The organism is Reichenbachiella carrageenanivorans, assembly GCF_025639805.1.
In the GTDB taxonomy this organism is placed as follows: domain Bacteria; phylum Bacteroidota; class Bacteroidia; order Cytophagales; family Cyclobacteriaceae; genus Reichenbachiella; species Reichenbachiella carrageenanivorans.
In genome coordinates this window covers 1,226,366-1,243,301 of the sequence record NZ_CP106735.1, presented here as the reverse complement: position 1 = coordinate 1,243,301, position 16,936 = coordinate 1,226,366, and the positions used below count along the sequence as shown (strand labels likewise).

Here is a 16,936-nt window from a genome sequence, read left to right as displayed (position 1 = left end):
GATTTATAGCAATGGTTTCAAGGCGAGGTTAACTGATTTTTCTTCGCCATTTTGTGCAACAAGTAGTTTTATCGTTTTACCTGGCTGAACAAGCATTTTTTGGATTTCAACAAAATTGACATCCGTCAAAGCCCGTTGCCCATCAATGCTTACTAATTCTGCATTGGTTTCTATTCCTACAGCCTCAGCAGCACTACCTTCGAATACTTGGTGAATCAGTACTTTCTTTTTATCTGAAGACAATTGAATATCAATACCACTGCAATTGACCGTAAAGTGATCATCGAAGTTTTTGTTTTTTTCAAAATAGATCAGCTTAGCAGGCAAGTCAAAGATTACGTTGTACCTACTCAAAATCTTATTGCCCAATATTCCAGCTACTTTCGCATGCGCTTGCGTACCCGATGTAGCCTGACTTATACCTATCGGCAGATCATCAAATTTTTGATTACCAAACGAAAAAGACTTTACCATACCTTCATAGTGTTTGGTCTCTATATCAGATATACTCTTTACATAATATGAATAGTGTTCGCCTGTTTTATGAATGACATCATATTTATTAGCAAATGGTGAATTAAAATCCAATGTAGTACCTGCACCAGTCATCACGAAAAAAGTGCCTGGGTGCGATTCTCCATTATTGAGTACTACTTGACCAGCAATGGTAGGTATAGCTGTATTCAGTTTAAATGAAACAGGTTCACCTTTTTTAGGGTGCTGACCATGATCATAAATTTCAAATTTTAGATTGTCATAATCTATACGCACAGCATGATGGTGCAGCAAATCATATCCTATAATGCCATCAAAATCGCGACCTAGACTTATTTCCAGATGGTCCAAATCTGTCGCATATACTTTTATGTTTTTTTCTAATAGATAATCTCCGATCTCAAGTTTATTGTGCTTGATAAGAGAACCAGCTACAGTACCTTCATTGAGCACAACAGACTCTTTGACAAGATGTAGCCGATCTGCTATTTCTTCGTCGATCACGGTAATACCATCTCCCGAGTCAAAAATGAAATCCAACGGCTCAGATCCATCCACACTCAACTGAATAATGATATGATCACCAAAAATCTCGAAAGGAATACTTTTTACAGGCTTTTGAGCGAAAGCCCATGAAGTACAAAGACAGGATAATAAGAAAGCAAAAGTTTTCATAGCAACTAATTAATATTGGTTTTAGTCCTATAATTTAAGGAGACTTTCTAAGAAAGGAAAAAACAAATCGTATTCAAGGCTTAAACCAAACTCAATCAAGGGGTTCGGTAGACTTTATATCTACTGATATATCTTCTTTCAGATTTTTAATTAAATCTTCAAATTCACCCAATGTTGCCTTTTTAAAATTGCCAATCAATGTAGATAATTTGTGTGGCTCTAATGCAAAGCGCTCTTTTTCCTGTGTCAATTTTTGTTGAGCTCTACTCAATAGCTGACGACAGTTGTCAGATGTTTTGCCTAGAATAGCTGGCAAGTCTGCATAATCAAAATTGAAAACCTCTTTCAATACAAAAACTGCTCTTTCAGCTGGCGCGAGCTTTTTCAAAAGCACAGCCATAGATTCTGCTATTTCGTGTTTAATATCCAAATAAGAAATATCAGTATTAATACTAAATGAAGGAAGATTAGGTGTTAAGTTTTCAAACAACTCATCCTTTTTCTTTTTCAAATAATTAAGACTCAAATTTCTCACCGAAGAAATCAAATAGGCTTTGGCATCCTTTACTTCCTGCCGCTCGGTTTTAAACCAATTCAGAAAAGTATCCTGCACCATATCTTCGGCCACAGCCGAACACCCAACGATCTTGTAAGCGATGGTATGTAATAAGGGACGATATAATGCTGCTTCTGCCTGTGACATGATTATAATTGCAAATTTAACTAAAATTAAATTGTCCTATTTATCTAAATATAATTGATAATTCTGCTTTAACGATTTCTTAATTGACCAAAAGGTATGTATATGAACAATAAATTAAATATTTTTGGATTCTATATGTAGTATAAAAAGTGTTGACCTCCTAGGTCAGACAATAAAAAACGATGTAAGGGAAATTATTGTGATTATTTTCTCTGAGAGCATTTGTATGTTTGTTTTAAGAAAAATTGTCTTTATTTTAGGAGCTTGAATAAAATTTGAGTTTGTTATGAAAAAATTTGTTCCTTACTTAAACGCATCAGCAATTCTTGTTGGTCTCACAATGGGTCTTTCCTCTTGTGGTTCAATGGGTGGCGGCGGTCATGCGACAAGTAGCAATCCCGGTGATGCAAGTACTGCCACTGGACTAGCTTTCAATGAAGAAGATGGTGGTTTTCAGGTCAATGACTTTCGCGGTCAGCCAGAAGGACCTAACCTAAGGTTTATTGAAGGCGGAAGAACCGTACTCGGTACTTTTGAAGAAGATGTAGCTAATACTAGCGACAATCACGAGAGAACGGTAACAGTAGCTTCATTCTATATGGATGAAACTGAAGTAGCTAACATTCACTGGTTAGAGTATTTGCACTATGTGCGGTTAGACTCTTCTCGTGAATTTTATGAGTCTGCTTTGCCTGATACGACTGTTTGGGCTAAAAACTTGGCATACAACGATCCGTATGTCGATCACTATTTAAGATACCCTGGTTTTAGATTTTTCCCTGTAGTGGGTGTGACTTGGAAACAAGCACAAGATTTCTGCCTATGGAGGTCTATTGTAGTAAACCAAAAACTGGCTGAAGAAGCTGGGTATTATGATGAAGCTATGGAAGCTGAGTCTGATCTACCTTCTGCAGGAAGAATTCCACTAGAGTCTGGTTTTGTATTACCAAACTACCGTCTCCCAACTGAAGCAGAATGGGAATATGCTGCACAAGCACTTATCGGTACACAATGGCTTGATGAAAACCAAACACACAGCAGACTTTACCCTTGGGATGGTCATGCACTAAGAAATCCTTATGGTAAGCAATTGGGAACTTTTCTTGCTAACTTCAAAAGAGGTAGAGGTGACTACGCTGGTATCGCAGGTAAACTGAATGATGGAGCCATGATCACTACCTATATTTATGATTACCCTCCAAACGATTTTGGTCTATACAACATGGCTGGTAATGTAAATGAATGGGTACAAGATGTTTATCGTCCACTCTCTTATCAGGATTTTGATGACTTGAACCCTGTGAGACGTGATGGGTTCCTTGACGAAGAAGATGGTTATGATTTTGCTAACTATAACTCACTAATCAACGACAGAGTAAGAGTGTATAAAGGAGGTTCTTGGGCTGATGTGGCTTACTGGATGTCTCCTGGTACTAGAAGATATTTAGAAGAAGATTCTGCTACGTCTACCATTGGTTTCCGATGTGCGATGATTAGAGCAGGTACTAACTACTAAAAGACAACAAACTAAATTTTGAAAGGCTGATTCGTATCGAATCAGCCTTTTTTATTTGCCCGAAGCAATACAACCCAAATATATCTGACCTACTCCAGAAACTGACAAGACCTCAGCCGCAGCTGCTATAGTTGCTCCTGTAGTAATCACGTCATCAAGTAACAAGACGTTCTTACCTTCAAGCTGTTCGGCATTTATTACTTGATAAAGATCGTCTACATTTTGCCAACGTTCTACTTTACCTTTCTTCGTTTGTGTACTTACATTTTTCGTTCTAATCAGTGCCTGCCTTACGATGCTGATACCAGTAATCTTATTCATACCTCTAGCCAGTACTTCACTTTGGTTATATCCCCTTTTTCTTTGTTTAGCTTTATGCAATGGTACTGGAATAATGACGTCAATTTCTGCTTCTTTGAGTTCGGTTTGGATATATCGAGCAAACCACTGACCCAGCGCTAAACCCATCGAAATATTACCTTTATATTTCAATTCATGCAACATGAGCTGAGCAATACCATGCTTATTGAATTTCATATAGCAAAAGGCTCCTTTCACCTTCTCATTGCCTGAACACATTTGAACCAAAGGATTCGGCACTGTGAGATGATATTTAGTCAAAGGAAAATCACGATAGCAGCGAAGACATATTTTTTCCTCACCTTCGACCAAAGCCACATCACAATTGTAACAAACATTGGGGTAGATCAATGAAAGAAAGTCTTTCCAGTATTTTTTTATCATCTTACGAAAATTAAACTGTCGGCCATTCTATTTCAAACTTAAGGTAGAATATCTTTGATAATTACAGCTATTGTCAATCAAGAACTAAGAAAATCCTATGCTCAAAAAAGATCTGGATCTGGAAAGAAAGTGGGTAAAACTACGGGAGAAACTCAAAGAAGTACTCGGCAAAAAACCAGCAGATTTAAATGGCATTTTGTTTCTCATTGGTGTTCAAGAATTGGGCAGAGGTCACGACAATTTCTCCAAAGAAGAAAAGCAAGATCTAATTCATTTAGGAATATGTAAATGTCTAAGTCTAACAGGTTTTTACGAATTGGAAGGTGTAGACCAAGAAGGTTGGCCACATTGGGCTCTCAAAAAGCAGCTGCCTCATTTTGATGTATTGGAACAAGAAAAACTCCTTAAAATGCACGTATTAGAGTATTTTTCAGAAGAGATTGGTATCATCAACTCATGAGAAAAACCTGGCCATATTCAACAATTTTAAGCTTGGCCTTACTGGCACTCTGTTTTGTTTCATGTGAAACAAAACAGAGCACACACGATTTCTCACCTATATCAAATAACAAAACCTTAAACCTAAATTTCCACGACAATGTCATCCGACTTAACCCTTTAAGGGCGAAAAACGATGCGGAAAAATTTATTGCAGCACTCGTATTCGACCGTTTATTTGAATCAAACCAAAACAGCATGATCGTCAGCAAATACACCTACGATACACTAGCTGACACACATTATTTCGATCTATATCCAAAAAAACAATTTCACGATGGCACAAGAATAGATACAAAATCCATCAAAACATTTTTTAAATACTTAATTGCACATCACCTAAATGAAGAGCCTGTATCAGCATTCTTTACATCAATGGAGGGTTATCCTTCTATTAATTGGTATAGAAAGAACAGAGGCATAGTCGATAGCCTCCCACAGGGTTTTCAGATCATTAGCGATTCAAAATTTAGTATAAAACTAAATACCAGACATCAGGAAATATTGACCTGGCTACAGTCTCCCCTTTTTACACTTTTTAAGCAAGCAAAGGGCGAATATATAGGCACTGGAGCCTATCTGTTAACAAGTATGAATGAAGATATATCAGCTCAATTAAACAAAACAGCCTTTGCAGAGTCACCAATTGAGACCATCAATATCAGTTTTACTAAAAATGATGATTTAGTATATGCCGAATTTTTCAGAGGATCTCTTGATTTAATTACCTACCAACCACTCCATAAAACACCCTCGCCACAAACCAATAAAATGAACCACATCATCAATACAAAATATCCTGAATACCAAGTGACTACTAGCAAAAGAGTAATCATAAGATATGCTCAACTCAATAATATTCAAGATTCATTATTAATTAAAAAAGTACTCCATTGCCTACCTAAAGAAAAAGGTCAATTTATTCACTTAGGTTCTAATGTCTCTATAGAAAGTTATAATCTGGACTCCTTGAAAACGGAAAGCAAGAATGACACTACTCTATTTAAAATAAAATGGTACACCAAGATCTCAGGAAAACAAAAACCATATCTGTCAAACTCAAAAAATATAAACTTTAGTCAGACAAATCCAGAAAATATAGATCCTACCCAGCCACATATCGTACTAAAAGAAATATCATTGGATTTATTAGATTCAAACGATGAAAGTAAAACATTACAAACATTAGTTGAAAATCTAAAAAACAGAGAATTGGCAAAATATATAATTCTTGATCGTTTTCCAGAGTATGTTATTTACAGTAATACTTTATCAGGTATTAAAGAAAATAGTAGTTTGAATGAATCTGTAAAATTTATGTATTTTGACTCGCCCCAAACCTATTAAATATTGATTTGACAAGTACACAAGACATATTGAAAAAGAAGCTAAATGCTTTCAAAAAGAAGTATTATACTAATATTCTGATCAAAAATGTCATCATATTTATTGCCTTAGTACTTTCCATTTATCTTATTATCACTGGTTTAGAAAGTTCGTTTTCCTTGAATACTTTAGGTAGAACTATACTTTTCTTTTCATCTATTGTTTTGTTATTAATCATATTATTCAAATTGATTATCAAGCCATATTTGAATATTATTCGGGCAAGTAGCCAAATAACGGATGAAGAAGCAGCTAAACTCATTGGTCAATTTTTCCCAGAAATAAAAGATAAATTGCTGAATACCATTCAGTTAAGTCGTATTTCTGATGAAAACAACAGTTTGATCCTCGCTAGTATAGAAAAACGCTCTCTTGAGATTTCTCCCTTTGAGTTTACGACAAGCATTGACTTCAAAACCAATAAAAAATATCTAAAGTATGCCGCTTACCCAAGTCTCATCTTAGTGCTACTTTTTTTTCTAGTTCCACAATACCTCACAGAAAGCACCAATAGAATTGTAAACTATGACAAAGAGTTTGAGCCATCTAGGTTATTTCAAATCATTCCAGTCAACAAAGAATTTATAGCTTTTAAAAATGAAGATTTTGTATTAGAAGTAGAGGTAATTGGCTCCGCTATTCCAGACCAAATCTATGTGGACGCTAGAGGCCGAAAAGCCAAAATGAAAAACATAACCAATGGCCATTTTGAATATACTTTCACTAAAGTTCAAGATCATTTTCATTTCAAAATAGAAGCAGCTGATTATGAATCCGCAAAAATTGAAGTTGAAGTTCTACAACGACCAGACATTAAAGCATTCAACATAGATTTGAACTATCCCGATTACACAGGCAAAAAAGACGAAAAACTAGAAAATGTAGGAAACCTAATCATACCAGAAGGCACTCTAGTAACATGGACTGTTCAAACAGTAGAAACTCAAAAAATACAAATTCAATTTGTGTCTGAAAGAGCTAAAGTACAATTAGAAAGTATTGGTAATCAATTATTTGAAGTTAAAAAAACCATCAAAAAAAGCGACTCATATCAACTACATTTAGAAAATGAAAACAGCAGAAATAAAGATTCGATAGCCTATCAAATAGATGTCATCAAAGATGAGTTTCCAAAAATAGCTATAGACACTTATCAGGACACCACTCTTTATGCTTTTATCATCTTTAACGGATTGGTAAGCGATGATTACGGTATTTCTAAATTAGAATTTGTCTATACCAAAAATGATACACGTACTATCCACTCCATTCCATTCAATAAGCAACTCACTTCACAAGATTACTACTATCAATGGAATCTAGACTCACTAGACCTCAAAGAAGGAGAGAATATTGAATATTTTATTCGTGTATGGGACAATGATGGAATAAATGGAAAAAAACCATCACAAACAGCAACCTACAATTTCAAACTTCCTGAAAAAAATGAAATCAAAGAAAAAATTGATAAACAAGCTATAGGTGCTAAAAAAGAACTCGACAAATCGCTAGAAGAAGCTCAAGACCTTAATGATCAAATCAAAGACATTCAAAATGACCTGAAAAGCAAGGAAAACCTGAATTGGCAAGAAAATAAAAAAGTCAACGACCTGATCAAACAAAAAGAAAAGCTGGAAAATGCCATTGAAAAAATTTCACAACAAAATAAGGATCTAGCGAAGAAACAAGAGCGCTTCAACCAACCCAATGAGAAACTACAACAAAAAGTAGCTCAACTACAGAAACTCATGGATGAAATCCTAGACGAAGAAACCAAACAACTCTATAAAGAACTTAAAAAGCTACTAGAAGAACAAAAAGGGTCTGATGATATAGAAGAAGTCATGGATCAAATTGAAAAGAAAGAAGAAAACCTGCAGAAAGAAATAGAGCGAGCGATCGAAATGTTTAAAAGACTCCAATTTGACTATAAAATGGATGAAATAATCAATGACTTAGATAAACTAGAAAAAGAACAAGAAAAATTATCTGAAGAGACACTCGACAAAAAAAACGACACACAATCACTAAAAGAACAGCAAGAAGAACTGAATAAAGATTTTGAAGACATAGAAAAGCAAATGGAACAACTGGATGAACTCAACCAAGAGATGAAACAACCAGAAAATCTTGAAGACCTCAGCGAAGAAGAATCCAATATCAAAAAAGAACAACAAGAGAGTCAAAAACAACTCCAAGATAACAAACGAAAGAAGTCCTCAGAGTCTCAAAAGAAAGCAGCAGACAATATCAACCAAATGAAAAACAAAATGTCTGACATGCAAGCCAGCATGGAAATGATGATGATGCAAGAGAACTTAGACCATCTCAGAGATATAATCGACAACTTAGTAAAAATATCCTTCGATCAAGAACGCATCATGACGGCATTTAAAGGAGTAAACCAAAGTGATCCTCGTTTTGTGACCCTATCACAAGAACAACTAAAACTAAAAGACGATGCCGTGATTATAGAAGATAGCCTGCTGTCCCTAGCCAATAGAGTTTTTCAAATACAAAGTTTCATTACCCGAGAAGTAGGAGCCATGAATGATGAAATAGAGGCCAGTCTTCAAGGCCTCAAAGACAGACGCATGTCAGAAGCCACTACACATCAACAATACGCCATGAGTGCTATAAACAACCTAGCCCTGCTGCTAGACGATGTATTACAGCAAATGCAACAACAAATGGCAGACGCCATGGGCAAACCTCAAAAAGGACAAAAGGGCAAAAAGAAAAACATGTCTGGACTATCCGAACTACAACAGCAGTTAAATAAAAAAATAGAGGATCTTAAAAAGAGCGGGAAGTCTGGCCGTCCATTGTCCAAAGAATTAGCAGAACTAGCAGCAGAACAAGAGATGCTTCGAAACGAACTTCAGAATCTCCAAGATCAACTAGAAGAAAAAGAAGGAGAGGGTACAGGAAAAAATCTAAAAGAAGCAATAGAAAAAATGGAAAAAACAGAACAAGACTTAGTAAATAAGCGCATCACACAAGAAACTATCAATAGACAAAAAGATATTTTGACCCGAATGCTAAAGGCTGAAAATGCCCTCAGAGAACGTGAGCTAGATCATGAAAGAGAAGCGGAACAGGCTAATAATTATGAAAGGGCTTTGCCTCCAGCTTTCGAAGAATATATAAAAGCCAAACAAAAAGAACTTGAACTCTTAAATACCGTTCCTCCTAAGATGAATCCCTATTATAAGGAAGAAGTAAATAAATACTTCCGCAGGTTGAACGAACAATAATATATTTGTGACCACAATTGATTAATAAAGATAATGGACGCCATTAAAATTCAGATTCCGTCGCTTTCAGAAAACATACGGATCATAGAAAGCTTCATAGACAATGCCAAAGAACAGTACAATTTCACTGACGACATATATGGCAATATCATGATCGCCGTGACCGAGTCTGTCAACAACGCCATTGTACACGGCAATCAATCAGACAAATCTAAGAACGTACATTTGTCATTGAGCCTCGAAGAACATCAGGTCAAATTCATCATTGAAGACGAAGGAAATGGGTTCAATTATGATGATTTGCCAGATCCTACTGCACCAGAAAATCTAGAGAAACCAGGGGGTAGAGGAATCTTCCTAATGAAAAACCTCTGTGATGAAGTGTCATTTGCAGAAAATGGAAAAAGAGTAGAACTAAGCTTTTACTTATCCTAATGAATCAAATCAATTTCTTTAGTGAAGATACAGACTTTGAGCTCTCTCATAAGGAAATCATTTCTTCTTGGATCATCCACACCATCACTACAGAAAATCACGAGCTTTCAGAACTCAATTATATTTTCTGCTCTGATGAGTATTTACTCCAAATCAACGTGGATTACCTACAACATGATTACTACACTGATGTCATTACATTCGATAACTCCGAAGAAGAAAGCGTGATAGAAGGCGACATTTTTATCAGTATAGATAGAATATCAGATTATGCACAAGACCAAGGTATAGCTTTCGAGACCGAACTTCGAAGAGTAATCATTCACGGAGTACTACACCTTGTAGGATACAATGACAAGACCGATGACGAACAAGAGGAGATGACAGAAAAAGAGAATGCTTATTTATCTTTGCCTCAATTTCAGATTTAAGAAAATTTCACAACGTTTCACGTGGAACACTTCGTTCCAGTTTTTACAACTGTTTCACGTGGAACATAAGTAGATAATTCATGTTTCCACAATATGATGTAATAGTAGTAGGCGCAGGACATGCTGGTTGCGAAGCAGCAGCAGCAGCAGCCAACATGGGATCCAAAGTAATGCTTGTTACCATGAATATGAACACCATAGCACAAATGTCGTGCAACCCTGCCATGGGAGGTGTAGCCAAAGGACAGATCGTTCGAGAAATAGATGCACTTGGAGGATACTCAGGAATCATCTCCGATAAATCAATGATCCAATTTCGAATGCTCAACAAGTCTAAAGGTCCAGCTATGTGGAGTCCAAGGACGCAAAACGACAGAATGAGATTTGCGGAAGAATGGCGACTCGCACTAGAAAAAACACCTAATGTAGATTTCTGGCAAGAAATGGTCTCGGGATTAGTGATCAAAAACAACAGGGTAGTAGGTGTGAAGACTAGTATGGGTATCGAAATCATGGGTAAATCTGTAGTACTCACTAATGGTACTTTTCTCAATGGCATTATTCATATTGGAGAAAAACGATTTGGTGGCGGTAGAACAGGAGAAAAAGCAGCCACAGGAATAACCGAACAACTTGTTGAACTTGGATTCGAAGCCGGACGAATGAAGACAGGTACTCCACCAAGAGTAGATGGAAGGTCACTCAATTGGAAGGTAATGGAAGAACAACCTGGTGACGAAATACCTGGTAAATTTTCATTTACAGATACCAAACCCTTGGCCAATCAAAGACCTTGTCACATCACTTACACCAATGCTGATGTACATGAGATATTGAAAACAGGATTCGAAAAGTCACCTATGTTTACTGGTCGGATCAAAGGACTAGGGCCAAGATACTGTCCATCTATAGAAGATAAAATCAATCGATTTGCAGAACGCGAAAGACATCAAATATTTGTAGAGCCAGAAGGCTGGGATACTGTAGAAATATATGTTAACGGATTTTCAACCAGCCTACCCGAAGACGTACAATATAAAGCCATCACTAAAATACCAGGATTTGAAAATGTGAAAATGTTTAGACCTGGATATGCCATTGAGTACGATTACTTTCCTCCTACACAATTAGAATCTACTTTAGAAACTAAATTGATCGACAATCTATACTTCGCAGGACAGATCAATGGCACGACTGGTTATGAAGAAGCCGCTAGTCAGGGTCTTATGGCAGGTATCAATGCGCACAATAAAGTCCATGAAAAAGATCCTTTTATACTCGGAAGATCAGAAGCCTACATCGGCGTATTAATCGATGACCTAATTAACAAAGGAACTGACGAACCTTATCGCATGTTTACTTCGCGTGCAGAGTTTAGAATCCTACTCAGACAAGACAATGCCGACGTACGACTTACAGCAATAGGACATGAGCTGGGACTGGCCTCACAGGATCGATTAGATAAAGTGAATCAAAAAATAGATGAGACCAATCATCTCATCAAACAGCTCGGAAAGATCAAGGTAAAACCAGAAGAAATCAATGGTAAACTATCTGAAATAAATTCAGCAACAATCAAAGAAAAAACACCACTGATTAACTTCTTGCGTAGACCAGAATTAGATATTCAAGAAATTGTAACCTTTCATTCAGATGCGATCAAAATCACAAAAGATCTATCCCCTGAAATATTAGAACAGGCATCCATTTTAGTAAAGTATGAAACCTATATTGAAAAAGAAAAAAGTCTAGCTGATCAGATGGGCAACCTAGACAACAAGAAGATTCCAGACGATTTCAACTATCGAGGAATTCCAGCACTGTCTGCAGAAGCCAAAGAAAAACTCTCTAATATTAAACCAACTAATCTAGGACAAGCCTCCCGAATCAGTGGAGTCAATCCAGCAGATATTTCAGTATTGATGGTCTATATGGCTAGATAAATTTATGTACGAAAAAGTAGAACCCTGTCCTTCTTGCAATTCAAAAGAGTTTACCAATCATATGATATGCGACGACCACTCTGTTTCAAAAGAGAGTTTCGCAATTATGAAATGTAGCAATTGTGGCTTGCTCCTGACATCACCCCGACCAAACAAATCTTCTATTGGATCATACTATCAGTCCGAAGATTATATATCACATACCAACCAAGCTAATAACCTGATCAATAAAGTATATAAGCTAGCACGCAATTATACACTTAGAAAAAAATTCAAATTGATCAATAGATTAGCACCTAAAAAATCTATACTAGATTATGGCTGTGGTACAGGTCATTTATTAAACTATGTACAACAGCATAAAGACTGGAAAACAATAGGAGTAGAGCCCGATGAAATGGCCAGGACAATAGCCATAAGAGATCATCATCTAAATGTAGTAGGATCATTAGAAGACCTACCCGAAAAGAAATTTGGAGTTATCACACTCTGGCATGTTTTAGAACATGTACATGATCTCAATGAAACCATTCAAAGCCTCAGAAAACATTTATCTAAGAAAGGTAGATTAGTTATAGCTGTTCCCAATCACGAATCTCTAGATCAACAAATCTACAAACAGTACTGGGCAGCCTACGACGTACCAAGACATTTATATCACTTCAATCAACTGACTATCAAAGAACTGATGAAATATAACCAGTTCAAGCTAGAAGAAGTCTTGCCAATGACATTAGATGCATACTATGTAAGTATGCTCAGTGAAAAACATAAATTTGGAAAGATAAATTACATAAAATCAATAATAAACGGCTGGAAATCAAATACTTGGGCTAAAAACAACAATAATAATTATTCTAGTCTTATATATATATTCAAAAAAGCATGAAGTCTCTATTCCCCATATTCCTAATTCTACTTTCTGTATATATATACTCATGTGCCAACCAAGGTACACCTACTGGAGGTCCTCGTGATACCATTCCACCACTACTTATCGAATCCACTCCTGCCAACAAATCTATCAATTTCAAAGGCCAAGAATTCAAATACGTATTTAATGAAAGAGTAAATGCTGACAAGCTTAAAAGTCAATTGCTCATCACACCACACATCGAAAATAAGTTTAATCTCAAAGTCAAAAAAAACGAATTGACTATTACTTTCGATGAGAAGTTTATGGACAGTACTACTTACACACTCAACTTCTCAGATGGCGTAGTAGATGTCACTGAAAAGAACCCTGCTATCAATCTAAGCTTTGCTTTTTCTACAGGTCATTACATAGATTCCATTTATGTCAATGGAAAAATCACTAATCTGTATAACAATGAAAATCAAAAAGACTTTGTAGTAGGTTTATATCAGATCACAGATTCCATAGACTTACTCAAAGACAAACCCAGATACTTTACAAAAACCAATGAGCAAGGACAATTCTTAATCGAAAACATTAAGAATGGATTCTATAAAATTTTAACATTCAAAGACGAAAACAAAAATCTGATATTCAATCCAGATAAAGAAGCACATGGTTTCCTAGCAGATTCATTGGATCTTACCACATCACAAGATTCTGTAAGAATACACACGCAACTCATCAATGCTTCAGAATTCAAATTTGTAAGAGCAAAATTGACAGGTAGATATTTTGATACGCAATACAACAAATCGATCATAAATTATCAAATATCAAAACTAGATTCACTCAACGAACTACCTATTCCACCCAACAACAAAATAAAAGGAAACCAGATCATCAGATTTTATCCACGTGAAACATTCGAATACGATGTAGACAGCCTTGGTATATTACTTAGCACCACCGACAGTATGTTCAACCAACGAATTGATACAACCTATATCAAATTCACAGAAACCTCTAGAAAACCTGAAAAGTTCTCAGCCAGTTTCAAACCTACAAACGGAGCCTATATAGATCCATTGATCCAATATAACTATACCTTCGATAAACCTATAGAAACCTTCTACAAGGATAGTATACTGATCCACTATGACACATTACAAACACAAGTCATAGCAGATAGTACCATACTCTGGAATCAAAACAGAACAGAACTTAGATTCGAAACTCTCATAGACAAAGACTACCTCACAACTGAAATAGATACGCTTCTCAAAATATATGGGGACACTACACTTACAGACTCCATATCACAAGCTAAATATGCCTATTTCACACAAGTCAATCCTCAAGCCATTTCACTCACTTTTCCAAAAGGAACCTTCATCAGTATAGAAGGAGATAGTACAGAAGCAGTCAAGCATAAGTATCAATTCAAAACACTAGACCAATTAGGATCTGTAAGTGGATTTATCAACACAGATTATAAATCATTCACCTTACAACTAGTAAATAGCAAATATGATATCATATCCGAAGTAAAAGATTCAAAAACCTTTGAATTCCCTTATGTGAAGCCAGGAAAATACACCTTCAGAGTAATGATAGACAACAATGAAGATGGCCAATGGTCTTATGGAAACATACTCAAAAATGAAACACCAGAAGACGTTTATTTCTACACAGAAATATTTGACGTACGAGCTAACTGGGAACTGGAAAACATCGAGATTTCATTCTAAAAACAGTGTGGATAAGATGTCTATCAAAGTGGAATAACCAGTGAACTCATGCGAACAATTCTAAGATTACCCACCAACTCAACAATCGAAAAGGATAACTCCAGAGAAGTCATCAACTATCAACAATTTTCCCAACCAGACGTAGATGTAAATAAGTAATTCACAAAAAGAAAAGGAAGTGTTGATAAGTCAATAGTAAACTAAAAATCAATAACTTATGATGTGAATAAGATGTAGTTATATCAGAGTAATACACCAATCAATAACAAAACAAAATTTTAAAAAAACTTATACACATATCCCCAGCCTTAATAAAGAATAATAATTTCTTTAATCTATATTTTTATTTTAAGGTTTTGGTCAAAGTGTGGACAACTGAAAAATGAAGAGACTTTTTTATCTATGTATAATAATACTTCCGACCCTAGTTGCGGCTCAAAATTCCGATCAGGTACAACTAGCTAATGAATATTATATCAATGGCGAAACAGAAAAAGCTCGAGATATTTATGAAAAGCTTTCTAGTAATCCACAATATATCCAACAGGTTCATAATAACTACTTCAGTATATTAATAGCTGCAGCTGATTATAAATCAGCTGAAAAGTATCTCAAAAAAGCACTGAAATATTATCCAACTAATGTTTATTATCAAATAGACGAAGGGATTCTTTATCAAGAAATGGGGCAAATCGATAAGGCCGATAAAATATTTATTGAAACTATAGAAAAAGCTAAAGAAAATAAATACCTCATACGAACAGCTGCCCAGTATTTTATTAGTAAGCAACTCACCACTTATGCACTACAGGCTTATCAATCGGCCAGAAAAAACGAAAAAGACAAAACCAGTTATGCTTTAGAACTAGCCAACACTTATCGTTTGCTCAATCAACGTTCAGAAATGATCGATGAATATTTGCTCTTTGCTAGTTTACGACCCAATAATCTCACCTATGTGAAAAACATTCTTCAAAACTTATTACAAAAAGAAGAAGACATTCAAAATTTCAAAGACATCCTTATAGATAAAGTTCAAAAGCACCCCAACGAAAATATTTATCCAGAACTACTTATCTGGGTCAGCCTTCAGCAAAATGATTTTATGAGTGCTTATATCCAAGCCCGGGCTGTGGATAAAAAGAACAAAACCTTTGGAAACCGTGTGATGCAAATCGGAAACATAGCACTGGAAAATAAAGCCTACGACGATGCCATAGAAATATATAGTTATGTATCCAAGGCATATCCAAATACTGGAAATTACATTATCTCCAGAAGACAAATCATAAAAGCTCGTGAAGAAAAAGTCAAAAACGATTTTCCAGTCGAGATTCAAGCCATTCGCGAACTTACCTATGACTACAAACAATTGATTTTAGATATCGGAGTAAACGCTCAAACCATAGAAGCCTATAGAAGCAAGGCACTCCTTCATGCATTTTATCTCGACGAACTTGATTCTGCTATCAACATCTTAAATGAAATAATCGCCGCTCCGCGGATCAATCCTGAATTAAAAGCGAAAAGTAAGCTCAATCTAGGTGACATTTATTTGCTTACAGAAGATCCTTGGGAAGCCACATTACTCTATTCACAAGTGGAAAAAGATAATAAAGACAGCCCGATTGGTTACGAAGCCAAACTCAAAAATGCCCAGCTCAATTATTTTCAAGGTAATTTCGAATTGGCCAAGAGTCACTTGGATATTTTGAAAATGGCAACCACACGTGAAATCGCCAATGATGCTATGTCATTGAGTTTGCTTATTCAAGACAATACCGTTTTGGATTCATCAGATTTTGTAATGAAAGAATTTGCTTCTATCGAACTTATGCTCTTCCAAAACAAAAAGGATAGCGCACTGAGTGCTTTTTCTAATATGTTAAAAAGATACCCAGGGCACACTCTTACCGATGAGATCTATTGGAAAATGGCCAAAATAAATCTGGAATTGGGAAATTTTGAAAATGCACTTTTAGAATTGCAAGCCATATTATCTGGATATCCTACGGATATTTTGGGGGACGATGCCATGTTCTTATCTGCCGAGATTTATGAAAAGCATTTATATGATTACACCAAGGCGATGGAGATTTACCAAAATTTTCTTATTACATATCCTGGCAGTGTCTATGTAGCAGAGGCCAGAAAACGCTTTCGCCAATTGCGAGGTGATCATATCAATTGATTTGTTTTTTGAGGCAATTGCTTCCATCATATTTTTCTTCCTCATTATTCTATAC

At 35.8% G+C, this 16,936-nt stretch carries 13 protein-coding genes; 10 read left to right on the top strand and 3 right to left on the bottom strand.

Features of this window, described 5'->3' with window-relative positions; genetic code table 11:
* Positions 1 to 3 precede the first annotated feature (3 nt).
* Together N7E81_RS04900 and N7E81_RS04895 are read right to left on the bottom strand one after the other, a co-directional pair.
* Entirely contained in the window at positions 4 to 1,170 is a 1,167-nt protein-coding gene (locus tag N7E81_RS04900) for a retropepsin-like aspartic protease (protein ID WP_263052167.1), read from the bottom strand.
* A gap of 91 nt (positions 1,171 to 1,261) precedes the next feature.
* The gene (locus N7E81_RS04895; RefSeq protein ID WP_263052166.1) at positions 1,262 to 1,873 is read right to left on the bottom strand and encodes a sigma-70 family RNA polymerase sigma factor; all 612 of its coding nucleotides are present in this window, start codon (positions 1,871 to 1,873) and stop codon (positions 1,262 to 1,264) included.
* Between the two features lie 286 nt (positions 1,874 to 2,159).
* Here N7E81_RS04895 and gldJ point away from each other — a divergent pair, with 286 nt between their 5' ends.
* Positions 2,160 to 3,389: a gliding motility lipoprotein GldJ gene (gene gldJ, locus N7E81_RS04890; RefSeq protein WP_263052165.1), complete on the top strand. Its 1,230-nt coding sequence runs from the start codon at positions 2,160 to 2,162 to the stop codon at positions 3,387 to 3,389.
* A gap of 51 nt (positions 3,390 to 3,440) precedes the next feature.
* On the opposite strand, the gene N7E81_RS04885 is transcribed toward gldJ, so the two are convergent.
* Complete coding sequence (locus N7E81_RS04885) at positions 3,441 to 4,133, bottom strand: ComF family protein (protein ID WP_263052164.1); 693 nt, start codon at positions 4,131 to 4,133, stop codon at positions 3,441 to 3,443.
* A 97-nt stretch (positions 4,134 to 4,230) separates the two neighbouring features.
* Here N7E81_RS04885 and N7E81_RS04880 point away from each other — a divergent pair, with 97 nt between their 5' ends.
* The 9 genes from N7E81_RS04880 (at position 4,231) to N7E81_RS04840 (ending at position 16,881) form a co-directional block, all read left to right on the top strand.
* Positions 4,231 to 4,593 carry a hypothetical protein gene (locus N7E81_RS04880; protein ID WP_263052163.1) on the top strand — a complete coding sequence of 121 codons (363 nt, stop codon included), beginning with the start codon at positions 4,231 to 4,233 and terminating at the stop codon, positions 4,591 to 4,593.
* Positions 4,590 to 5,978: an ABC transporter substrate-binding protein gene (locus N7E81_RS04875; protein WP_263052162.1), complete on the top strand. Its 1,389-nt coding sequence runs from the start codon at positions 4,590 to 4,592 to the stop codon at positions 5,976 to 5,978. Before N7E81_RS04880 ends, N7E81_RS04875 begins: the two co-directional genes overlap by 4 nt.
* A gap of 8 nt (positions 5,979 to 5,986) precedes the next feature.
* Entirely contained in the window at positions 5,987 to 9,274 is a 3,288-nt protein-coding gene (locus N7E81_RS04870; RefSeq protein ID WP_263052161.1) for a DUF4175 family protein, read from the top strand.
* Positions 9,275 to 9,307: 33 nt separating this feature from the next.
* Positions 9,308 to 9,709, top strand: a complete 402-nt coding sequence (locus N7E81_RS04865; RefSeq protein WP_263052160.1) for an ATP-binding protein — start codon at positions 9,308 to 9,310, stop codon at positions 9,707 to 9,709.
* Positions 9,709 to 10,140: an rRNA maturation RNase YbeY gene (ybeY, locus tag N7E81_RS04860; RefSeq protein ID WP_263052159.1), complete on the top strand. Its 432-nt coding sequence runs from the start codon at positions 9,709 to 9,711 to the stop codon at positions 10,138 to 10,140. Before N7E81_RS04865 ends, ybeY begins: the two co-directional genes overlap by 1 nt.
* Before the next feature lie 80 nt (positions 10,141 to 10,220).
* Positions 10,221 to 12,083 carry a tRNA uridine-5-carboxymethylaminomethyl(34) synthesis enzyme MnmG gene (mnmG, locus tag N7E81_RS04855; RefSeq protein ID WP_263052158.1) on the top strand — a complete coding sequence of 621 codons (1,863 nt, stop codon included), beginning with the start codon at positions 10,221 to 10,223 and terminating at the stop codon, positions 12,081 to 12,083.
* Between the two features lie 106 nt (positions 12,084 to 12,189).
* Positions 12,190 to 12,972 carry a class I SAM-dependent methyltransferase gene (locus N7E81_RS04850; RefSeq protein ID WP_263052157.1) on the top strand — a complete coding sequence of 261 codons (783 nt, stop codon included), beginning with the start codon at positions 12,190 to 12,192 and terminating at the stop codon, positions 12,970 to 12,972.
* Positions 12,969 to 14,690 carry an Ig-like domain-containing protein gene (locus N7E81_RS04845; RefSeq protein ID WP_263052156.1) on the top strand — a complete coding sequence of 574 codons (1,722 nt, stop codon included), beginning with the start codon at positions 12,969 to 12,971 and terminating at the stop codon, positions 14,688 to 14,690. The genes N7E81_RS04850 and N7E81_RS04845 overlap by 4 nt, the downstream gene beginning before the upstream one ends.
* Before the next feature lie 382 nt (positions 14,691 to 15,072).
* On the top strand, positions 15,073 to 16,881 hold the full coding sequence (locus N7E81_RS04840; protein ID WP_263052155.1) for a tetratricopeptide repeat protein: 1,809 nt from the start codon (positions 15,073 to 15,075) through the stop codon (positions 16,879 to 16,881).
* Positions 16,882 to 16,936: the final 55 nt, after the last annotated feature.